Source organism: Ruegeria sp. YKSF57 (assembly GCF_059612585.1).
In genome coordinates, this window is the sequence record NZ_JBXWQW010000036.1 from 1 (window position 1) to 21770 (window position 21770).

Below are 21770 nucleotides of genomic sequence, written 5' to 3' on the forward strand. Positions count from 1 at the left end.
AGGCAAGGCCAGCACCAGACCTGATTTCAGGTCGCCAGGGTTGTCGATCGCGTTCCGGTTAGCGTTAAAGATCGGCTGATAGTTAGAAGTTCCATATGCCGCGATCGAGATCGTAGCCAGAGTGTCGCCATCCGCAACCGTGTAGTTGCTACACGCTTCTTGAGCACTGGCCGCCCCAGCAGCAAGTGTGATTGTGGCAACCGCTGTAAGCGCAACGTGTTTGAGATTTACTGCGAACATTTTCTTCCTCCGAGTTGTTCCAAAATCAGGCCTCAGCCGTTTTCCATTTGATAACGCAGGGCAGTCGACACGATATCGCGCCACTCACCCGATTGCTGCATAATCGCCAACCCTTCATTCAGGGTATCAAGAATTGCCCCGCCGTCAGGATTGTCCACATGTGTCATCACGTTCAACGATTTGATCGCCGCCAAGTTCGGATTTTCGATGACTTGGTGTTCATATCCTAGTCGCGCGATTGCCTCCTCGGCCAAGTGGGCTTCAATTGCGACTAGATCCGCTCGACCACCCATTACGGCATGAAAGCATTCGTCCGGCGAGACCGGCCGATACAACGTGATCACCGGCTCATAGAGACCGACGGCATCCATATGGGACAGTGACCAACCTTCCGGGCGACAAATCGTGGTGCCCGCGAAATCGGCATAGGTTCGCGTGGTTTCGAGCCCAGATCCTTCCTGAGCAAAGAACGTGTCCACAACTTCGTAGAACGGGTTGGAGAAGTTGTAAGTCTCACAACGCACACGGTCTTTTTCAGACAATGCCTCGGCCTCTTCGCAGTTTGGACGGGACCAAGGGAAAGTTGCATCAAATGCCAAAGTCGGCATCAGCAGATCCAGGTGCGAGCTCCAATCATTGACAAACTGAATCTTGTACCCCTGTTCCGGCGCCGCGCGCAAAAATGCGGTTTCCACCAGTTTGGTATACAAGCCACGATTCGGCAGGTTTTCATCGGTAAACGGCGCGTAGTCGCCGCCGGTAATCAACAGCAACTGACGGTCGCGGATCGCAGGGCGCTCATCCGAAGATGCATTTCTAATCAATGCGGCCCCTTCGGAACGAGCAGCTTCAATTTCGCGCTTCGCGGCCGCCTTGGCTTCTTTCACAGCCTTTTCGCTTGCCTTCTTCGCCTCCGCCTTGGCTGCAGTAACACGAGCTTCGGCCTCGGCTATGGCCTTTTCCGCGCGGCTTTCCGCAGCACGAACCAGTTCCGCCGCCATTTCTGCCGCCAACCGTTCTGCTTCCGTTTCTGGTTCTGCGGGCTGTTGCGCTGCCTGGGCGGAAACGCAAGGAATTCTTAAAACGGCGCCAACTTGAATTATGTTCGGATTGTTCCCGATCTCTTCCCGGTTAGCATCATAGATGTCCCGGTAGTCGTAGGTGCCGAAAGCCCGCATGGAGATCTCGCGCAGGCTGTCGCCGCGCTGAACGGAATAGACCGAGCAGGCCTCTTGTGCAGCGGCGGACCCCGCTGCGGCGGATAACGCAAGGCTGGATGCAATCAGATACTTTTTCATGGTCCCTGTATTCATTTCTGTGCTCTGTTGGTTTCAGACGTTTACGGGTTTCACCACTGCAATCGATATATTGTCCTGATCAGGATCACCTAGCGCGCGCAAAGCCTGCAAGAGCGTATCGGCAATCTCCTGAGAAGGAGCGTCACTCTGAGAAATCAAAATGTTGCGGATGGCGTTGTTTTCGAGAAACTGTAATCCGTCACTGGCCGCTATGAGGATATCCCCTTTCATCAGTTCGACGGGCCTTTCAGGGCAATCTACCTTTGGAATCGGGGCCCCCATAATCACGGAAGTCAACTGGTTCCGATCCGGATGAGCACGCGCCTCTTCCTTGGTCATCAAGCCGTCTTCGACCTTGGAATCGATAATTGGCGCTAGCGAATGGTCTTCGTTAATTTGCAACAGGCTGCTATCCCGGAAAAGAAACAACGGGCTATCCCCAATCGAGATCCAGAACAAGCGGCTGTCAAGCATGAGCGCGCCCAAGAGGGTTGAACCCATGACAAAGGAGTTGTCATGCTCTTCCACATGCCCCGATACCGCAGCATTGGCTTGCATCGCCGCCATTGGCAATGCGTCCAGCAACATCGATTCAGTTGTTTTATCGTGTTCAAGATGCCCGTCTAGAACATCCCGCCATGCCGAAATCACAAGCTCGGACGCGACATCGCCTGCGTCATGTCCACCCATCCCGTCAGCAACAACGACGTAAGCGGCATTCATTGTATCGAAGAAACGAGCGGCAATCGCGTCTTCTTGCGTTTCGCGCTGCCCTTTGTCCGTCAACAAAGCGATGTCATATACTGGAGACACCAGCATTCGTCAGTTGTCCCGCCAATCGAAATCGCCGCCGCAGAACGCAACGAAACGTATACTGGTTTCGCTGATCCTGATCGTATCACCACTGGACAGTGGTACGGTGCTCAGCACTGGGCCACCATTGAGCCGGACCAGATTCGCCTTGCCGCCATGTCCCAAATAGCATTTGCGGTCTTCCGGATCATAGGCAATCACGGCGTGATTGCTACGCGAAATACCATGATCGCCAAAATCCAGTTGAATCGCTTGATCATCGTTCCGTCCAATCTGCATCAAACCTTCAGTAACCGCGATGCTGGTTCCCCGCCCGGGTCCCGCAGTGATCACCAGCCATCCGACCGGGAACTCTGCCTGCTTGGAAGGAGTTACCTCGACAGGTCTGGCCTCCATCAAATCCTGCACATGTGTATCAGGGCGCTCGAAACCCAGGAACGTCGTCTTGACCCGCTCGCGCCGATTCTGAGTGGATTCAGGGGCGGCTTGGGCCGCTTGCAACTCTTCCTCGATCTGTGTCGCAGATGCTTCGTTCTCGACGGCTGCTTCTTGCTCAGCTACCGGCGCCCGAGAGGCAGTTTCAGATTGTCCAGATTCTTCAATCGTCAAAGGTGCCTCTTCTGCCGGAGTCAGCCGGAGTGTAACAACCTGCTCTTCGGTCTCATCCTCTTCAGGTTGAAATGTGAATTCATCGGATTCTGGGATCTCATTGGACGATTCAACAAGCTCTTCTGTGTCATGGTTGCCGTGCTCAACGTCCGCGTCCGCTTCGAATTCCGGCATTTTTTCTTCGGGTATCAGCTCCTCAGTCTCTTCGTAAGGCTCCTCGCGTGTTGTGTTTCCAGCAAGCGCCCGACGCAGCGCGTTCAAGTCTGCTATCGGCTCTGGTGTTTCGGTATCCTCCGTCGCACTTTCAATGCTTTCTTTCGACTTGCCGGCACCTTCGAGAAGCCGACTCAGGGGGCTTTTGTATTTGAACATGGCGACGACCTTCCGCATTTCTGACATCAGAACCGAAGTTCCATTTGGGTTTCACATTCCACCTGAGCCCAAGACCCAAGCAGCCAAGTTTTTCTAACTAATTCAACTTATTACTATCTGCATCAGGGCCAAGTTCGATCGAGAAGCGCACAACCAATCCCACGAAAACGCTCTGGCAGAACAGATTCACACTGACCGATCACTCTCTGGCGAGTTGCATCACAACCTCTTTTTCAGCTCCGTCTCTGAGAACGATCAGACGAGCTTCGAACTGATCATCCGCCACGAGAAGCTCCAGGGCATTATCCAGACTCTCCAAATCGCCGATAACCTCACCGGTGATCGCTTCGCGAACGATCACGTCGCTTACCTTCAAATCTGGCGCCGCCTCGGCGCTCTCTGCGGTAACGATTGTCTGCCACCCTTCATTTCCGTCGGCTCGCACCACAAGGCCCAAACCATTGGCCAAGCCGAGCACACGCAGCGCGGGCAGGGCAAGCAGCCCATTGTTGGCCCGCGTCCTGCCCAATTCACGATAGCGGGCGACGACTCGAATATATCCGTCAGAATCCACATTGAGATCGTCGAGAACTTGAGAGGCAAACGAGCGACCATCGGGGATCTGTTCTCCATTGATCGTGAAAATGACTGTGCCCTGTGTGACCCAGTCACCAATGACCGTCATGTCGGTGCTTGGATCAAGTCCAGTAACGGCGATGACATTTCCATTCGAAGCCCGGCGAATACTGGTCTCGAACGGGATTTCCACGTCCCAATGTGAGAAGGCGACTTGGTTGTCCAACAAATTGGTCTGCTCCGACACAGACCCAGGCGGTGACGCGGCTGTCTCGGGTTGCGTTGTTTCTTCCGCACGCTCGGGTTCGACGACCGGCGTTCTCGCCGAGATAATCTCGTCAGCATTTGCGGCCTCTGTTGCCGTCGCTTCGGAGGCCAATTGGTCGGCGGTCGCTTCTTCGGAAACTGATGCTTCGGCCAACTCGGCTTCATCAACCGCTGCCGCCGGTGGAGTATTTGGTTCAATAACTTCGTCTTGTACCGGTGCAACAATAGAAGTTTCGGCGTTTTCAGGTTCCGGTGAAGCCTCTGGATCCGACGCGTCCGCAGTGACCGCACTTGATTCATTGCCCTTTCCAACGGAAGTCGCGAAAGCTTGGGAAGACGCTTCATCATGAGCCTCTGACGCTGCATCGGTCTGGGCTATATCCTGTGTACCCACCACTGTCTCATCCTGCGGTTCGGCAACAGCTTCGATTGACGGAGAACCTTCTGAAGTTGCGGGCGAGGCCAATTCTGTTTTACTTCCGGAAAGAGCGAAATACCCCCCCGCAGCCACCGCGACGGTCACCAGAGCAACAAGGCCTAGTACCTTGCCACCACTACCCGAGTCGTTTCGAATTACCTTGTCAACGGCGACTTGTGTCTCTTCCTGCGGCTTAAGCTCGGTTGGTAGTTTAGCGCCATCCGGATTTCCTCCGATCGCAATGTCAGAGTTTCCAGCCAGCAATGCCGTCACGACCGCCTCTGCATTTTCGGTCTCTGCGCGAATGCGTTCCTTCTCGGCTTCGCTCAGAGGTTCTTTTTCGTCTCGATCAACTGCAACGATCATGGACACCGGGCGATAGGTGAAGTTGCCGAATGCAACGTCCGGCCCACGGAACATCCGAAGCCATTCCAAAGCGGTTTGGACTCGATCAGCTGCATGGATTTCCATTGCCTTGTCAATGGCTTCCAAAAAACCATCGGGATAACCCTCGAACCGACTGGCGAGAGGTACATAGGGATCAGGTTGGCTGTTGTTGAATGCATTCAGACGCGTCTGCCCATCAATCGGACGTTCGCCGCTAATCGCGTGATACAACGTGGCCGCAAGCACATAGAGATCGCTGCTTGGGCCTTGCTCGGAGCCGCGAACATAGAATTCGTGCGGCGAGTAACCATCCTTGACGACACGCAGCGCCAGCAGCGCGGCATTCTGGTTTGCCGCCCGTTCCCGAGCCGCGCCGAAGTCGATCAGAACAGGCTGTTCGTTCTGGTCGATCAGAATATTATCTGGAGAGATATCGCGGTGCAACATACCGCTTTCATGGATGAACGACACAGCCGACAGCATTTTTTCGGTGACCTGCACCACAAAATCTGGGGTAGCATTGTTCTTGTGATCCTGCATGTATTCCAGCAGATCACCACCCTTGATCAAATCCATCGCGATATAGGCGGTCTGGTTATCCTCGAAGACCTGATGCACATTCACGATATTTGGGTGCACCAGTCGCGCGTGATTCCGCGCCTCCTGAATGAATAGGTCGATGATTGCATGAAGATCCTCGCGATAGGACGGATCAGCGGCCTCGACCTTGTCGCCGTTGCGACGGCACAAGGCACCAGGAAAGCACTCTTTGATAACAACATCCCGTTCCAGGCTGTCACGTGCCAGATAGGTGATCCCGAATCCGCCATTGTTGAGAAAGCTGAGAATCTCGTACTGGCCACGAAGAAGGCGGGCCCCCGGTCGTAGCACCTCGATATGTGTGTCATCGTCGTGATCGTGTCCGACTGCCTGATTCTGGCTCATTTCTTCCTGCCCGTGCTTTCCGATTCTGCGGCGCAACATTACTTATTAAACAGGGCTCAAAGGCCGCCAAACTCATCACCAGAAACAGCCACAGGGCCTAAAATGGTTAAACTTTTCAAATACGACTAAAATTGGGCCGCGCGATGACCTACGTATGAAGCGAAACCGCAATACATCAAGCCGTAGTGGATGCTAAACATAATACGGCGAAATACTGAAGCCTGCAGCGCTAAAAAGAGTCGATAATACGGAAAAAATCGTCGGATAAAACAGTAAATCTTCGCACTGAAGGCTCAACGAGCCCAAAGCGAATCAACCACCGTCCGCGCAACCGGTGATTACTCAGATTAGGTACCTGTTTTTTTCGAGGCATCGGAAACTGAACTGCCTGCCCATGCCAAGTTGTCGCCCAGCTGTGCCAGAATGTTCAGCGCGTCTCGCAAGGGCGCTTTCCCACTTTCAAATTGTAATAGCAACAGCAGATCCATCGCCCGCTCGAATTCGGCGGGCACCCAATCGGCCGTCGGATCAAGCTCGCCTCCGCCTTCCAGCCGTTCTGCAAAATCCTCTACCAGTTCCTGACAGCTTTGAAGGAATGTCGCCGGATCCATATCAGAGCTTTCCTGCAGATCTTCATAGATCAAGGTAATCGCGGCCAGCCACTCTTCAAGAATGGTGTTCGATAGCGTTGGAAGTGCCGCGGTCAGGTAATCCTGCAACGCCTCTCCGGACAAACCATCGGGTAAAATGTCCGAGATTTTACCTTCGGCTTTGACCACGCTTTTTTCCAGTTCCGGTAAAAACACGTCTTGAAGATCGGCGCTCGCCACATCAATATCTTTCTGACGGCGCACCGACGCGATCCCTAGAATGGCTTCGGCCAAGGCTTGTCCGCCGCACGCTTCCCACAGTGCGAAATCGGGTTCGGGCTCCTTTGACATCGCCTTGACTGCTACAGGAGTACCGATCGGAACGACACTCTGGAATAGTCCAGCGGTTTCCTTCCGCAAGCGCCCGAGGACCCGGTCGAGTGCATCTTGGACAGGTTGCAGATCCGAATGTGTCACCGCCAGCAAACTGTTGTCCCTAAGCTCCTTGGGAACCTGCGACCACAGATGCCGCTCGGTTTCGCGCCATGCATTTGCACCGTTGCTGCACCAGATTGCGCAGTCGACAAATTTCAGCAGATCGAGGGTCTGTTTGTAGCTTTCATCCAAGGCGCCTGAACCAGGCAAGTCGAACAAGGATATTTCGCGCATGGCCGGCGAATTCAATCCGACCGAGATGAAGTCGGGCTTGTCGGCTGCCGCTTTTTCAAGAGCAATCCCTGCATAGGTTTTATGCGGCTTGTCCCACCAGCCGACCGTCGTTTCAGGTTCATCGGCGTAAGCCACGATGACCAGAGGTAGTTGCAGGTGGTGCGGCCCGGTTGGCAGAATATCAGCGCCGGCAAGCATGTTCGCAAGGCTGGATTTGCCCGCACCGAATTCTCCGGCGAATCCAATCGCGACCGCGTTTGACAGCCGCTCCACATGAGCCGCTGCGCGCTCGCGCAACTTTTGCAAATGGGGCGTTGGCGGCTCGTTTCTGGTCGCTGACAAGAAACGTTCCAGTTGCCGGACAATTTGTTCGGTTCCGGGAAATTCGATCACTCTGCTGCCTCCGCCTTTCGTCTATCAGCCCGCGTCGGGGCAAACACCGCATCCAGTTCATCCGCAATTCGGCGCGCCTGGTCAAATGCGGTTTGAGCATTCACTTTCGCACTGGCCTCACCGGTGGCATCCCTATTTTCAAGGTGTCCGGCCAGCAACGCAAGATGGTGTGTCAGGACAGTGTCCAGGCGCTCCAACAAGTCGATACGTGCAGTATCAATCAGATCATCACCGATGAGTTCAAATTCCTGCGTAATCATTTTTTCCGCACGAGACACGACACTGTTTTTGGAAATCAAACGCGACAACCAGCTGACACGTAATTCGACAGTAATGCCTCGCGTCAAGGCCGTGGTATTGGGGCGGAACCACCGAACAGCGCTTGTATTCATCCGGCTTTCCGAGCCGTCTTTCCAGCCAGGAAGACCTCTGAGCACCGCGTTGCTTTGCATGTCGATTGTATAAAGCTCGCTCAACATGCGCTGGCGAACGACTTGAGTTGCGTTCTGCACCAGTTCCCTCATCCGCTCACGGAGGCCAGAGAAATCCAGTTCCGTCGCACCTCCTTTGGCAAGAAGAGGTGATGAACCGTTCGGGCCGCGAACGACCGAGGCCACCATCTCGGCGACCGTGTCATCCATGACACCCCGCAGATTTGAGAACACATCATCCATGTCGCGGGCGATTTCGGCTGTTTTCTGTGCCACCGTCTCGCGAAGGGAACCAAGGATGTCTTTGTTCGCCTCGTGCCAAATTTCGTCTGGCTCAACCTCATTCTGTGACGCCCGAATTCGGGCTGCGCTTCTCTCCAGATCACCTTTCGCGAACCCATTGAGATGTTGCCACGACATCTGAAGCTGCTCGCCGCAAGGCCCATCGGCCAAAGATTTTGTGACATGCTTGCGCAGATCCGGCAGGCCCGATGCAATCATAGCGGCCAAACGCAACACCGCTTCGCGGCTGACAGGGCCGGCGCCTTGTTTCATGTCCCTGACGCCATCAAGGTACTTTTGCATCTGCTTGGGATGCGCCCGCAGCCACGCAAGAACCTTATCGTGGTTGATGCTTGTTTCATCCCCGGTCAAGGCGAAATGCGCCCATTGCGCGCTTCCCATCAAAACGTCGATGTTCGAATTGCCCAGCGCCCTTTCCAGCCCTTCCTCGACATCTAAGCGCACTTTGGCGGCATCGTCAGCACCACCGTTCAACTCGTCCACACGATTAATGAAAACAACGATCTGGCCAAGCTCCAAGGCCTGCATCAGACGAAACAGTTTCAGGTCTGCCCTGGACAACGCTTGATGCGCAGACAGAACCACCACAAAAAAATCAGCTTCCTTAAGGTATTGACGCGAGATTTCCTCGCGGATCAGAAGCGGGTCATTGACTCCTGGCGTGTCGGTCACGGTCAGCGGAAAAGGAAAATGGCCAAGTTCGAAAAAAACTTCTGCCTTACGGGTTATATCGCTATAAAGCCCACGATCCGATCTCGGTTCGCTTCTTTCGGTGTCCGTGGGGTCGTCGCCGGCACAAACATACCGGGCAAGGTCGGTCGAATCTAACGCCTCCAGATCATGGGTCTGACCCATCAGCTTTTCAAAGCTATCGCCAAGCCTGAGCCGTGCGCGATTTTTCATCGCCTCGACCTGCTCTTCGATCATTTCGCGCTTGTAGCTGTCCTCCTCGTCCGGGAACATGTTGCGCAGTTCTTCGCCTTCGGCGATCAAAGCGTTCCATTGATGGTTGTCGAAAAAGTGAAACTCTGCCCCCTTTACGCGACCCGATGGGTGACCAAAATGCATATCGGTTATCACAGTCGTCCATGGATTCACGTCCGACGGTAAAAACTCTGCGTGGCCAGTGAAACCGTTGATAAGACGAGACTTACCGGCCTTTATCTGACCGACAAAGGCAACTCCGGGCTTCAGCTCGGTCAAATCGCGTATGATCCGGGAAATGAACAGACGGGTTTCGTCATTCGCCGTTTCGTTCATTTCTTCAGCGATCCGGATCAACTCCCGGCGACTGGTCTCACTCATTTCAATACCCTACGAACTCATGGGGGTAACTTTCACACCGATAAGCAACAAAAAACAAGAAGTTACGACCGGAACAGAATTTACTCGCGTTCCCGCATTAGAGACTTCCAGAGGTTTACTACAGATCCAAGCTTACGAGCTTCGTGAACCGAAACCACCGTAGACGAACCATCGCGTAAGACAGCAATACCATTCCCCTTGCCGCCTGTCGGGCGCAACACGATGAGCTGTGGGCCTGAATTTGCGAAACCACTATCTGCATCCCACGCCGTCAAATCATCCGAAAGCCTCTTTAGCGTTTTTTCGTCCGGACACATTGATCCGCCCTGCGCGCACTCACCGGCGGCAAAGGACATGGAAAGATCACCATCCCCAATCAACAACTGCCCGAACGAAAACTGCTCTGACTTTTCAAAGAATTTTTCGGCCAGTGCCCCGTCGTATGAGATTTTATCAGAAACGCTTTCACTTTTGGTCGTTTCCACAGGCACCGTTTCCAGCGAGGCTTTATCGATTGATGGACCGAGATTTGCACAGGCTTTCTCAATCTCAGACATCGTGATCCCGACATCGTCAGCGTCTGGAGTCTTGTCGGGGTTCAACGAAATCAGATTTAGTGGGCCAGACGAAGCACTGATCGCCGTGATCAGTCGTGCTACCTTGTCGGTTACACCCCCGCGCGGATCATTATCGAAATCCGGCAAATCACCCACGTTTGCGTCCAGAACGTCCGTGACTCGGGAACTGCTGACTTCGATCACTAGATGACTTCCATCGCCTGCAGTTACTTTCAGGCGACGGGGCAAAACTGTTGCGCGAATCGCCCGCAGAAGTGCTGTTCGGCGATCTTCCGCAGATGCCCCAACTATTTGTGTGACAGGCGACAATCGCGGTTTTGCGTTGCGGCCCAATTTGCCGAGCATATCGATAATTTCCGTGTCGATCACGGTTGTTCCCCCCAAGCCCTGCTCTAAACGGCCTCCGCCACTGCGCCAAGACTCATGTGTGATTTGGTAAGTGCCAACCCAACGTTGGCACTGCCTCTGCAGATGTAACACACAACCTGTTCAGGATACTCCTTAGTGCGCATAAATACATGCAAGCGATCCTCTGAAAAGACGGCAATCTCTCCGAAACCACATCCACCCTCTTCATCAGCTTCCGCCGCCCGAATGATTTCGCCGAATGCTTGTATGCCTTTCCCTTGAAACAGGCTAGCAACTGCAAGTGCAAGTGTTTCCATAATTTCCTCGCCGTCCGCAGCTTCCGCTTTCAGGGCAAGCAACATTCCGGTTGCCATGTCAAAGTACCCGGCTGCAAAACACTCGGGTATCGTTTCCATTGCAGATTGGAGTGCGGCGTCAAGCGACATGCTTTTTCCAATCAATCGGCGTCACAGAACGAGCCATTCCGACCCCTGCTTCTTTCGAACGCCTGGAATGGCGTGTAGTGCGTCCTCAACCTGGCGGGCACTATGCTCGGCGGCAATTTGGTCAAACTCTGCCAGGAACGATTGAAATACATCCAACAGTTCTTCAGCATCCTCCGGCAGTTCTTCAGATTCGACGATTTCGCGCCACATGCTTGCAGCGTTTAGAGGTACGCCCTCCGGGACTTCGAATGCCGTTTCCTGTGGAGATCCTTCGGCTTCATCTTCTTTGAAATCAGGCGCCGAAGAGGCATCCGACAACGCGAATATGTTCGCCTGCTGCTCTTCGCCCAACAGGTCAGTGTCGCCCAAGGGAGCTTCATACTCTTCCTCGCGCTCGCTCGTTGCCATCAATGCGGTAATCGATGAAACGACATCTGACCCGGGTCTATCAATTTCTTTGGCGCTGGCATTGTCCAGTTCGGCACCGCTCGGTCGAGGTTGTTCAGTGGCTTGCGCCTCGAACTCATGTTGTGTTTGATAATCCGATGGCGCCTCATCTGAACCGTCGATCTTGAATACTACAAAAGCGTCATCTTCGACGCCAAGTGTGTCTTCGCGACTTTCATCCGCCAAAGCGAACTCAACCGAGGTTTCCAATTCGATCGCATCGTCGGTATCCGCGATACCGCTTTCGATGTAATCGTTCGACACCGCATTTTCTTTCAGAAGTCTGAACGGATGCCGCTCAGACTCGTCGGGACTCGGCCCATTGCTGGTGTTCAACAACGTACTTGTTTGCAACCGGAATACCGAGCGCAGTTCATCCTCTGGTGGCACGGATTCGGAACCGGCTGTGATTTCGCGGGTCGCAACCTGTTCGCGCATTCTGTCGGCTTCTTCAGCACCGATCCGCGAGCGACTCGTTTCTGGCTGGTCGTCGTCAGCGCGTCGCTGTATGCGCGCCGGACGGACAGGCATCACCTGCGCGAATGAGTTGTGCTTAGGCTCTGTCGTGCTTACTAGGCTCCGATTCACCTGATACCTTGTCAATATCTCCGCCCGGGTGTTCATAATGCTCTCGGTGATCTCCAGAAAACTGTCGATCATTTTTCCGCCGCCACTTCGGACCCAAAGATCGGAATCGCCTGTGTGATCGCGAGCAATGATCGCGTCCTTGGCAGAAAACAGAATCGTACGATTGAAAAGGTGTCCGGCTTCGCGATTTACCCGGCGCAAAACCTTTTGACGATCTTTTGCATCCAAAGCATCCGCCCGCGTGACCAGCAAAAGCGAATTGTGATGCAAACGCTCTGGCAAAGAAACCCAGGTAGCACGTTCGGTTTCACGCCAGGCTTGGGTGGAATGAGTGCACCAGATCACACCATTCGCTTGCCCTACGGCACGTTCCCACACGTCTGCCGAGATCTTGGGGTCAGAAATGCCCGGTGTATCGATCAGATCGACGGCCTCGAGAATGTCCGCCTTCAGAAAGATCCGGATAAATTGCGCATCATCCATGCCAACCTGATCCAGTTGATCAAGCTCAATCTCGTATTTGCTGCCGTCGTGACAAACGACATATGCAGGTTTGTTTCCCCAAGAAAACCAAACCGGAGGCAACTGAGTGGCCGTAACTTGCGTCGGCAATGTGTTCTTTCGTACGAGAAAATTTAACAGCGTCGATTTCCCAGCGCTGAATTCGCCCATCAAGGCAAACACCGGCTTGCGGCGGGCCCATCGCTCGATACGTTTCCGCTTTAGGGGCGTGACGAAGCGGATATTGTTTTCTTTAGCCATATTTCTTCTTACGCTGCTTCGTTGCTTAGATCTTTCAGGATATCTCCTAGGATCTCATCCCGGGATCTCTCCGGTTGGAAACCAGCGGCCAATGCGGCTCGCCGATCAGGATTCTGGTCCCCAGACTGCGAGATGTCCAAAAGGGTTTCTTTTTGCTCGCGCATAAACTCGTCCAAGTTCGCGCGGACATTTTCCAACACCGAAGCAATCTGGTTTTCTTCGATATCCTTGGTAATCGATTGGGCTTCGGCAGCGATCAGGCGCGTATAGTCCGCTGCGTACGCTTCGAACCCTTTGCGCCGTTGCCACCAACGGCGCCACCACGTGCTTTGCAGATCAAGCGCAATCGTGCGCCCAATAGCAAGCGGGGGTGGAACGCGAGGAACAATCGGAGCCTCAATGCTGAACTCACCCAAATGGTTTCCCAACAGCTTGTGATAGACCGCCTCGAAATCCTTGGCCGCGTCACCATAAAGCGCACCAACTTCTTTGCGCATGTTGCGGGCAAAGCTGAAATAGGCAGCTTTTTGCAAGGTACGTAAACCTGCTGGGTCATATTGCCATGTACCCTGTTCGCCATTCTCTTCCAGATGAGCAATCAACGAGTCGGTGGCGCGTTTGACAAAATTCTCTTCCGCCGCGGCGAGGCGTTGCATTACCTTCTGGCGCATCCCAGCTGTCAGTACAGAAGCCTTTTCTTCGTATTCGGAAAGAACCTTGGAAACAGCTTCATCCGGCGACAACCCATCCAGATCGCGAACGATGCCCTCTTCGGCGCCCGACATGTTCTTAGCAACGGATGTTGCACGAATCTGACTGGCAATATTGCGAGCACGATGGCGCACCCGATCAATAAGGCGCGCACCCGCTCCTTCGGCGATCCGTTCGTTGATGGCCAGTAGTAAGTCTGGAAGACCCGACAGCGCCCAGATTTTGTCCAGTGATGCACTGGCCGGATCGAATCCGGCGGCCAAATACAGCGTGTTCAGCGATCTGTGGGACTCTTCCGTCAACAGGTCAGCATTTCCGGTTAACGCCGCCTCGGCCCAAATAGCGCTGCCGAACACGACGCTGGTTTCTTCGCTGATATTGTTCTGTTTAAGTGTCTGGTTGATACGCTCGCGGATTTCGGGAACCTGATTAACAGGGTCGGCCAGTTCATCAATCCGGTTGATAAACAGGATGATCTGGCGGTTCTCGAATTGCGAGATAATCCGCATCAATGCCACATCCATCGTTGTCAGCGCCTGGCTGGCAGCCAAAACCACAACACACACCTCAGAGCCGCGCAGACTGCGCAGCGTAATCTGTTCGCGTACCATGAACGTATCGTTAACGCCGGGCGTATCGCATAACTTTAGAGATATCGGATATTGTGGCAGATCAAGGTACAACTCTGCTGCTTTGGTTACGTCCGCGAAACGGCCAGTGTTTGGGTTGATATCCGGATCGTCCTCGTCACCAAGGCATACATAGCGCTGAACCAATTCCTCGTCGAAATAGTCATATTGGTGGTGCTGACCCAGAATCAGGTCGAAATGTTTGCCCAACCGTTCTTCAGACTTGGCCTTCATTTCAGCGATCTGGCGGCGGATGTCTTCCATTTCGTCATCTGCACCGGCACGGTTGGCCAACTCACCCAATCGGCCACCTCCAACCATAAGATTGTCCCACTCTTCCTGATCGAAGAAAGTGAATTTCGCCTTGGTGCTGCCCGGGGGCATGGTGTTGATATTCAGCGTCGTGACGACCGATGTCCAGGGGTTCACATCCGAGGGCAGCAAACCGGGCCGTCCCGTCAAGATGTTAACGACAGTCGACTTACCCGCTTTTACCTGACCGACAAATGTGACACTTGCTACAAAGTTTTCCATCCGACCCTTGAGCGTAGCCAACCGGGCCGACGAGCGCGCATCAGCTACCTCGGTCAACTGGTCTATCTGCGTCGTCAGAGCTGTCATTGCCGATTTCATCGGCGTTAACGCCTCATTGCCGACAGATAGCAGATGGTCGTTGCGCGCCATTTTTACCCTCCAATTCCCCTCACTACATTCCCCGAGTCTTTCTGCGCGCCAATACGCCCCGCAAAAAGGTTGGCCGGCGCTTCGATCCGTGCAATCAGGTCTAACACATCACTTAACATATCGGCTTCGGTCTTCGGGTTGAATGTTGCCACTGCTTCAGAATCGGCCAGCACTTCGATTGAGCGGAAGCGTGACCCGTTTTCAAGACTAGCAACACGTTGGCCCGTCGGGAAGCCTTGGGATTTTTTTCCGGGCAACGGCATACTGGAGTTTGCCAGCAAGTATTTTTCACCTGAATGGGTGCAAAGCGATATGCCAAATCCCGTTCTTGGATACCGTCTGTTCAATGCCTTCAATTCCGAGATGAAACTTTCACGCGCCAGGAAAACTGCCTCTTCCTCTGCGGCCATACGGTTCAACTGCTCGCTCACGACAGATACCCTTTACTAAGGAGTGGAGTGGATACTGGCACATTTGCCCCGAATGGAAGGACAGACTCGTTTACTCCTAACTACGAGCATCGCGCTCAACACGGTGTTTGTTTGGCGTGATTGAGAATTTTTGACGTCGGAAATGAGGCGGAATTGCGCGAGGAGTGACTATGGCGGAACTCAACGGTCCAATCGACCCCATGGAATCCTCGCATTTCGGCAAGCCATTGGCTGCGTAAACAATACCGAAACCATCATGCCGACGGATCAACGGTCAGGGATGCACCAAACAATAACTTGGCCAGTCAGAGGAGGCTATTCAACATCACTTACTAAAAAATTAGTTTGACAAAATGCAGGGCAATCGCAAATGCTACTAGTCATCCGGCCTCGGCTGGAAAAAACATAACACTGGGAGGAGACAGATGAGGAAACATCTGCTTTCCGCAGTGGCGGTTGCCGCCGTCATTGCGGGACACGGCTATGCTATGGCTGACGAAGCCGCGGCAACACGCTGGATCGACGACGAGTTCCAACCATCGACCTTGTCAAAAGATGAACAAATGGCCGAGATGAAGTGGTTCATCGACGCCTCAGGCCCCTATTCCGGGATGGAAATCAACGTCCTTTCCGAGGGCATTCCAACCCATTCATATGAAGCGGAAGTGCTGACCAAGGCGTTCGAAGAGATTACCGGCATCAAGGTCAATCACCAGATTCTTGGTGAAGGCGAAGTCGTTCAGGCTGTTCAGACCCAAATGCAGACCGGCAGGAACCTTTATGACGGCTATGTCAACGACAGTGACTTGATCGGCACCCACTCGCGCCTGCAACTGGCCTACAATCTTACCGAAATGATGGGCGGCGATTGGGCCGCAACGACATCGCCGACGCTGGATCTGGATGACTTTATGGGAATCCAGTTTACCACCGGCCCGGATGGCAATTTGTATCAGTTGCCTGACCAACAGTTCGCGAACCTGTATTGGTTCCGCAAAGACTGGTTCGACCGCGAAGACCTGAAGGCTGCTTTCAAAGAAAAGTATGGCTATGACTTGGGCGTTCCGGTCAACTGGTCGGCCTACGAGGACATTGCTGAATTCTTCACCAATGACGTGAAGGAGGTTGATGGTGTCACGATCTATGGCCACATGGATTACGGCAAGCGTGCACCTGACCTCGGTTGGCGCATGACCGATGCGTGGCTGTCAATGGCGGGCGCTGGGGACAAAGGCGAGCCCAACGGCATTCCGGTCGACGAATGGGGCATCCGAATGGAAGCGGGTACCTGCAATCCTGTTGGCGCTAGCGTGTCGCGCGGTGGTGCAGCCAACGGCCCGGCCGCAGTCTATGCGATCCGCAAATGGGATGAATGGCTGCGAAATTATGCGCCTCCGGGCGCGGCGTCGTATGACTTTTACCAATCGCTGCCGGCGTTGTCTCAGGGCAATGTCGCTCAGCAGATCTTCTGGTACACCGCATTCACTGCGGACATGGTCAAGCCGAAGTCTGAAGGCAACAACACTGTAGATGATGACGGTACTCCACTGTGGCGGATGGCACCCAGCCCGCATGGTCCATACTGGGAAGAAGGCCAAAAGGTCGGATATCAGGATGTGGGGTCATGGACCTTTCTCAAATCCACACCGCCTGACCGGGCGCAAGCAGCTTGGCTCTATGCACAGTTCGTCACTTCCAAGACTGTTGACGTCAAGAAAAGCCATGTCGGTCTGACTTTCATTCGTGACTCTTCCGTCCGGCATGAAAGCTTTACCGAACGCGCACCGAAGCTGGGTGGTCTCGTAGAGTTTTATCGCTCGCCTGACCGCGTGGCCTGGTCGCCGACTGGCATCAACGTCCCGGACTATCCGAAGCTGGCCCAGATCTGGTGGCAGCAGATCGGTGACGTGAACTCTGGCGCTTTCACCCCACAAGAGGCGATGGATCGTCTGGCCGAAGAGATGGACATCACCATGGCGCGGATGCAGGCAGCCGACGAAAGCGCTGGCGTTTACGGCGGGTGCGGACCACGTCTGAACGAACCGCAGGACGATGCATTCTGGCTGGAAAAGCCCGGTTCCCCGAAAGCGAAACTGGAAAACGAAAAGCCGCAAGGTCAGACCGTGAACTATGACGATCTGGTGGCGCGCTGGCAGTCCCAATAACGCGAAACAGGGGTCGCCAGTCGGCTGGCGATCCCAACCAAACAAGACAAGCCCAACGACCTGATGCGAAGCGTTGGGATATCGGGACTGGAAATCACGGAAATGATTGAACTTCACGACGTCTCCAAACGTGTCGGTCAGGTGACGCATATCAAACCTACAACACTCAAATTAAAGTCCGGACACTTCAATGTCTTGCTGGGCGCCACAGGTTCGGGCAAAACTTCACTGATCAAAATGATGGCAGGCCTCGACCCACTGGCTGGCGGGCGCATCGTGATGGATGGGCTGGACGTAACTCGGCTAAACACGCAAAAGCGCAACATCAGTCTCGTCCACCAGTTCTTTGTTAACTATCCGCATTTGACAGTGTTTGAAAATATTGCCTCGCCGCTACGCGTCGCAGGGATGGCAAAAAGCGAAATTGACGCGCGCGTGGAAGAGGCCGCCAACCTGTTGCAGCTGCTCCCGATGCTTGGCCGTCGTCCTCAGGAACTGTCCGGGGGCCAACAGCAAAGAACAGCCTTGGCACGTGCAATTGCAAAAGAATCTCGCGCCGTATTTCTGGACGAACCGCTTGCCAACCTTGACTACAAACTGCGTGAAGAACTGCGGGAACAACTGCCAGAGTTGTTTGCTGGCCGCGGTGCGGTGGTTGTGTATGCAACCTCAGAACCGGAAGAGGCGCTGTTGCTTGGCGGGCAGACGGCGCTTATGGCGGACGGTTGCGTCACGCAGTTCGGTCCAACTTCCGAGATTTACCGAAATCCGGAAAATCTGGCCGCCGCACAAGTCTTTTCTGATCCACCGATCAACTCAGCCCACATATCCAAATTTGGCTTAGAGGCAATTCTCGATGGCGGGGCGCGCTGGACTTTGGCAGGAGCAGCTGCGGAACTGCCTGATGGAGACTACACGGTTGCCATACGTCCCCATCGTGTAACGCCGAACCGTTCGAATGCGAGCGACGTTGAATTGAAGGGACGGATCATCGTGACAGAATTGTCGGGTTCGGATTCCAGCGCTCATTTTCAACTGAGCGATCAGTCTTGGGTCTCGCTGGCCCCCGGTGTTCACCCTTATCGCGTCGGTGAAGATCACACATTCTTTATGAACCCGTCCCATTGCAGGTATTTCGGCCAGGACGGGAGGCGGGTGGCCTGACATGGCACAGATCAAGCTATCTAACCTGAAACACAGCTACTTCCCAAACCCCTCAGGGCCTCAAGACTATGCGCTGAAGGAAATCGACGTGACATGGCGCGACGGCGGCGCCTATGCATTGCTGGGCCCGTCGGGTTGTGGGAAAACCACTCTACTCAACATCATTTCAGGTCTTTTGACCCCATCCGAAGGTCAGGTTCTGTTCGATGATCAAGACGTAACCATGCTTCAACCGGATCAGAGGAACATTGCACAGGTGTTTCAGTTTCCGGTGATCTACGACACCATGACCGTCCGCGAAAACCTGGCCTTTCCACTGAAAAACAGAGGAGTTGATGCTGCAACGATCGAACGCCGGGTCGGTGAGATCTCTGAAATGCTGGAAGTCACGCATTTGCTGAACACTCGTACCGCCAATCTCAGCCCGGACAACAAACAGAAGATTTCGATGGGACGTGGCCTCGTCAGGCAAGATGTAAATGTCGTCATGTTTGACGAACCTCTGACGGTGATCGACCCGCATCTGAAATGGAAGCTGCGCTCCAAGCTCAAGGAACTGCATCAAAGAGTCCGGGCGACGATGATCTATGTCACCCACGACCAAACCGAGGCGCTAACCTTTGCTGACGAGGTTGTTGTTATGCAAGACGGAGAGGTTGTTCAGATCGGCACGCCGGTTGAACTGTTCGAGCGGCCCCAACATACATTTGTCGGACACTTCATCGGCTCGCCCGGCATGAATGTCTTGCCGTGTGAAATCACCGGGAACAAAGCCATATTCGAGGGGCATCCGGTCGAACTCGAAGGTCCAGTTATCGACGGCAGTGGCGATGTCAAACTCGGCATTCGACCGGAATACGTGTCGATAGGAGGCACAGGAATCCCGGCGCAAGTGACAAAAGTTGCGGATGTGGGTCGTCACTTTGTCGTCGATGCCATCGTCGGAGGCTCTACGTTGAAAGCCGTGAGTGATCGTTCTGCCCCGGAACCCGGCTCCGTTATTCACCTTCAATTCCTCCCAGAGAAGACCCGCATCTATCGCGATGGCTGGATCGCCACTACGGAGCGCGCATCATGAGAACGGAAAACCAAAAGGCCTGGTTCTTTGTCCTGCCGGTTCTATTGCTGGTGGCCTTTAACGCACTGGTGCCGATGATGACAGTAGTCAACTATTCGGTGCAGGAGACCTTTGGTAACAATCAGTTCTTCTGGGAGGGACTGGGTTGGTTCGAACAGATTCTGCGGTCCGACAGGTTTCAGGCTGCGCTAGGGCGGCAATTCCTATTCACTGCGCTGATCCTTTCAATCGAGGTGCCGCTTGGGATAATCGTCGCGCTATCCATGCCCCGAAAAGGATTTTGGGTGCCAGTCTGTCTGGTGCTGATGGCCCTGCCGATGCTGATTCCATGGAACGTGGTCGGCTCGATGTGGAACATCTTCACCCTGCCCAAAATCGGTCTTCTGGGATACTTCCTGAATGACGTCCTGGGCATCAACTATGACATGACGCAACAGCCGCTTTCAGCCTGGATCACCGTCATCGTCATGGACGTCTGGCACTGGACCTCGCTGGTCGTGCTACTGTGTTATGCAGGCCTTGTGTCGATCCCCGACGCCTATTACCAGGCCGCCAAAATTGACGGTGCATCGCCATGGAAGGTGTTCCGTTACATCCAATTGCCCAAGATGAAGACGGTTCTGACTATCGCCGTCTTGCTGCGGTTTATGGACAGTTTCAACATTTATACCGAACCCTTTGTGCTGACCGGCGGCGGCCCCGGCAATTCGACCACCCTTTTGTCAATCGACCTTGTGAAGATTGCTCTGGGACAGTTCGATCTTGGTCCTGCGGCGGCGATGAGCCTGATTTATTTCGCAATCACGTTGCTTGTCAGCTGGATCTTCTACACTCTGATGACAAAGGATGATGCCCAATGAGAAAGCGGTCCATTGTCCCGATACTCTATATCGCCTTCCTGATGTTGCCGATCTATTGGCTGGTGGCGATGAGTTTCAAGACAACAAACGAAATCCTGTCGGGGTTTTCGCTCTTCCCGCAAACGTTCACGCTGGACAACTACAAGACGATCTTCACAGATCCGACGTGGTATTGGGGCTATATCAATTCCATCCTTTATGTCTCGCTGAATACGATCCTTTCGGTAAGCGTCGCCCTGCCAGCGGCCTATGCCTTTTCGCGCTACAGGTTCCTGGGCGACAAGCAGTTGTTTTTTTGGCTGCTAACCAACCGTATGGCACCGGCTGCGGTCTTTGCTTTGCCCTTCTTTCAGCTGTATTCGTCACTGCGCCTGTTCGACACGCATTTGGCCGTGGCTCTGGCACATACACTCTTCAACGTCCCGCTGGCGGTCTGGATCCTCGAAGGTTTCATGCGCGGCATCCCGAAGGAGCTGGACGAAACGGCTTATGTCGACGGATATACCTTTCCACATTTCTTCCTGAAGATATTTCTGCCCAACATCAAGGCGGGCGTCGGTGTCGCCGCGTTCTTCTGTTTCATGTTTTCCTGGGTCGAAATGCTGCTGGCGAAAACCCTGACCGCGGTTGAGGCCAAACCCATTGCGGCCGTCATGACACGCACGGCCTCAAGCGCTGGATACGAACTTGGTCTTTTGGCTGCAGCCGGAACTTTGACGATCATTCCAGGCGCAATCGTCATCTGGTTCGTCCGAAACTACATCGCGCGCGGTTTCGCGTTGGGACGAGTATGAGGGACACAATGAAAAAACTTGCCGTTTTTCTCTTCTTTCTCGCACCCGATTTTGCTCGTGCGCAAGCCAAGGCCGGATGGGGGAATGTCGGGCAACAGGAAGAAAAAGGGTTCTCCTGGACGGACCCGCTTTGGCCGGACTTCTGGATGGCTTGGACCCCAGCAACACTCGCCGTCTTCATTGGTATTTTCAGCGCGATCGCCTTGATTGGTATCCTTGAAGTCACCCGCTATCCCGACGGTGTTGAACGGCGCGGTGTGCTGGGACTGACCACAACGCTTGGAGATCGGTTGTTCATTTCTCTATTGGGGTCGTCCTATATATTCCTGGCTTGGCTTGGCCTGTTTGGACAGCCTATCTGGATCCCGCTTTTCATTGCGATTTGCTGGGGTATCTTCGTGTTTTGGAAAGTTTAAGCTTTTTTACCGAAGGAAACGGTGCTTTTCTGAAAGGACGAGCAACAATTGGC

At 54.0% G+C, this 21770-nt stretch carries 18 protein-coding genes; 6 read left to right on the top strand and 12 right to left on the bottom strand.

Annotated elements, in window-relative coordinates:
* The 12 genes from AC2FLX_RS15405 to AC2FLX_RS15460 all read right to left on the bottom strand — a co-directional run.
* The coding region (locus tag AC2FLX_RS15405; protein WP_496875462.1) for a LysM peptidoglycan-binding domain-containing protein at nt 1-240 on the bottom strand (240 nt) is incomplete at its 3' end.
* 32 nt (nt 241-272) lie between these two features.
* A complete protein-coding gene (locus AC2FLX_RS15410; protein WP_480751689.1) occupies nt 273-1538 on the bottom strand; it encodes a LysM peptidoglycan-binding domain-containing protein in 1266 nt (421 codons plus the stop codon).
* A 33-nt stretch (nt 1539-1571) separates the two neighbouring features.
* Nucleotides 1572-2357: a PP2C family protein-serine/threonine phosphatase gene (locus AC2FLX_RS15415; protein WP_496809896.1), complete on the bottom strand. Its 786-nt coding sequence runs from the start codon at nt 2355-2357 to the stop codon at nt 1572-1574.
* 3 nt (nt 2358-2360) lie between these two features.
* On the bottom strand, nt 2361-3332 hold the full coding sequence (locus tag AC2FLX_RS15420) for an FHA domain-containing protein (protein ID WP_496809895.1): 972 nt from the start codon (nt 3330-3332) through the stop codon (nt 2361-2363).
* A 199-nt stretch (nt 3333-3531) separates the two neighbouring features.
* A complete protein-coding gene (locus AC2FLX_RS15425) occupies nt 3532-5964 on the bottom strand; it encodes a serine/threonine-protein kinase (RefSeq protein ID WP_496875463.1) in 2433 nt (810 codons plus the stop codon).
* A 308-nt stretch (nt 5965-6272) separates the two neighbouring features.
* Entirely contained in the window at nt 6273-7577 is a 1305-nt protein-coding gene (locus AC2FLX_RS15430) for a dynamin family protein (RefSeq protein WP_496809893.1), read from the bottom strand.
* Complete coding sequence (locus tag AC2FLX_RS15435; protein WP_480751680.1) at nt 7574-9616, bottom strand: dynamin family protein; 2043 nt, start codon at nt 9614-9616, stop codon at nt 7574-7576. The genes AC2FLX_RS15430 and AC2FLX_RS15435 overlap by 4 nt, the downstream gene beginning before the upstream one ends.
* Before the next feature lie 80 nt (nt 9617-9696).
* Complete coding sequence (locus AC2FLX_RS15440; protein WP_496809892.1) at nt 9697-10563, bottom strand: hypothetical protein; 867 nt, start codon at nt 10561-10563, stop codon at nt 9697-9699.
* Between the two features lie 23 nt (nt 10564-10586).
* Nucleotides 10587-10988, bottom strand: a complete 402-nt coding sequence (locus AC2FLX_RS15445; RefSeq protein WP_480751677.1) for a hypothetical protein — start codon at nt 10986-10988, stop codon at nt 10587-10589.
* 21 nt (nt 10989-11009) lie between these two features.
* Entirely contained in the window at nt 11010-12785 is a 1776-nt protein-coding gene (locus AC2FLX_RS15450) for a dynamin family protein (protein ID WP_480751676.1), read from the bottom strand.
* 8 nt (nt 12786-12793) lie between these two features.
* Nucleotides 12794-14809 carry a dynamin family protein gene (locus tag AC2FLX_RS15455; RefSeq protein WP_496748362.1) on the bottom strand — a complete coding sequence of 672 codons (2016 nt, stop codon included), beginning with the start codon at nt 14807-14809 and terminating at the stop codon, nt 12794-12796.
* A 2-nt stretch (nt 14810-14811) separates the two neighbouring features.
* Nucleotides 14812-15240, bottom strand: a complete 429-nt coding sequence (locus tag AC2FLX_RS15460) for a hypothetical protein (protein WP_480751674.1) — start codon at nt 15238-15240, stop codon at nt 14812-14814.
* A 425-nt stretch (nt 15241-15665) separates the two neighbouring features.
* Here AC2FLX_RS15460 and AC2FLX_RS15465 point away from each other — a divergent pair, with 425 nt between their 5' ends.
* From AC2FLX_RS15465 to AC2FLX_RS15490, 6 genes are all read left to right on the top strand, one after another.
* The gene (locus tag AC2FLX_RS15465; RefSeq protein ID WP_480751672.1) at nt 15666-17405 is read left to right on the top strand and encodes an ABC transporter substrate-binding protein; all 1740 of its coding nucleotides are present in this window, start codon (nt 15666-15668) and stop codon (nt 17403-17405) included.
* Between the two features lie 102 nt (nt 17406-17507).
* Nucleotides 17508-18569 carry an ABC transporter ATP-binding protein gene (locus AC2FLX_RS15470; protein ID WP_496809891.1) on the top strand — a complete coding sequence of 354 codons (1062 nt, stop codon included), beginning with the start codon at nt 17508-17510 and terminating at the stop codon, nt 18567-18569.
* A 1-nt stretch (nt 18570) separates the two neighbouring features.
* Nucleotides 18571-19647 (top strand): ABC transporter ATP-binding protein, encoded by a 1077-nt coding sequence (locus AC2FLX_RS15475; RefSeq protein WP_496809890.1) that lies wholly within the window; start codon nt 18571-18573, stop codon nt 19645-19647.
* Nucleotides 19644-20507: a carbohydrate ABC transporter permease gene (locus AC2FLX_RS15480; protein WP_480751667.1), complete on the top strand. Its 864-nt coding sequence runs from the start codon at nt 19644-19646 to the stop codon at nt 20505-20507. Before AC2FLX_RS15475 ends, AC2FLX_RS15480 begins: the two co-directional genes overlap by 4 nt.
* Nucleotides 20504-21301 (top strand): carbohydrate ABC transporter permease, encoded by a 798-nt coding sequence (locus AC2FLX_RS15485; protein WP_480751665.1) that lies wholly within the window; start codon nt 20504-20506, stop codon nt 21299-21301. The genes AC2FLX_RS15480 and AC2FLX_RS15485 overlap by 4 nt, the downstream gene beginning before the upstream one ends.
* An 8-nt stretch (nt 21302-21309) precedes the next feature.
* A complete protein-coding gene (locus AC2FLX_RS15490) occupies nt 21310-21717 on the top strand; it encodes a DUF2160 domain-containing protein (protein WP_496809889.1) in 408 nt (135 codons plus the stop codon).
* Nucleotides 21718-21770 lie beyond the last annotated feature (53 nt).

Coding starts and splice junctions, on each gene's coding strand:
- AC2FLX_RS15410 (WP_480751689.1), bottom strand. CDS start 1,538: ATGAAAAAGTATCTGATTGCATCCAGCCTTGCGTTATCCGCCGCAGCG.
- AC2FLX_RS15445 (WP_480751677.1), bottom strand. CDS start 10,988: ATGTCGCTTGACGCCGCACTCCAATCTGCAATGGAAACGATACCCGAG.
- AC2FLX_RS15425 (WP_496875463.1), bottom strand. CDS start 5,964: ATGTTGCGCCGCAGAATCGGAAAGCACGGGCAGGAAGAAATGAGCCAG.
- AC2FLX_RS15465 (WP_480751672.1), top strand. CDS start 15,666: ATGAGGAAACATCTGCTTTCCGCAGTGGCGGTTGCCGCCGTCATTGCG.
- AC2FLX_RS15450 (WP_480751676.1), bottom strand. CDS start 12,785: ATGGCTAAAGAAAACAATATCCGCTTCGTCACGCCCCTAAAGCGGAAA.
- AC2FLX_RS15470 (WP_496809891.1), top strand. CDS start 17,508: ATGATTGAACTTCACGACGTCTCCAAACGTGTCGGTCAGGTGACGCAT.
- AC2FLX_RS15415 (WP_496809896.1), bottom strand. CDS start 2,357: ATGCTGGTGTCTCCAGTATATGACATCGCTTTGTTGACGGACAAAGGG.
- AC2FLX_RS15490 (WP_496809889.1), top strand. CDS start 21,310: ATGAAAAAACTTGCCGTTTTTCTCTTCTTTCTCGCACCCGATTTTGCT.
- AC2FLX_RS15485 (WP_480751665.1), top strand. CDS start 20,504: ATGAGAAAGCGGTCCATTGTCCCGATACTCTATATCGCCTTCCTGATG.
- AC2FLX_RS15475 (WP_496809890.1), top strand. CDS start 18,571: ATGGCACAGATCAAGCTATCTAACCTGAAACACAGCTACTTCCCAAAC.
- AC2FLX_RS15480 (WP_480751667.1), top strand. CDS start 19,644: ATGAGAACGGAAAACCAAAAGGCCTGGTTCTTTGTCCTGCCGGTTCTA.
- AC2FLX_RS15420 (WP_496809895.1), bottom strand. CDS start 3,332: ATGTTCAAATACAAAAGCCCCCTGAGTCGGCTTCTCGAAGGTGCCGGC.
- AC2FLX_RS15455 (WP_496748362.1), bottom strand. CDS start 14,809: ATGGCGCGCAACGACCATCTGCTATCTGTCGGCAATGAGGCGTTAACG.
- AC2FLX_RS15435 (WP_480751680.1), bottom strand. CDS start 9,616: ATGAGTGAGACCAGTCGCCGGGAGTTGATCCGGATCGCTGAAGAAATG.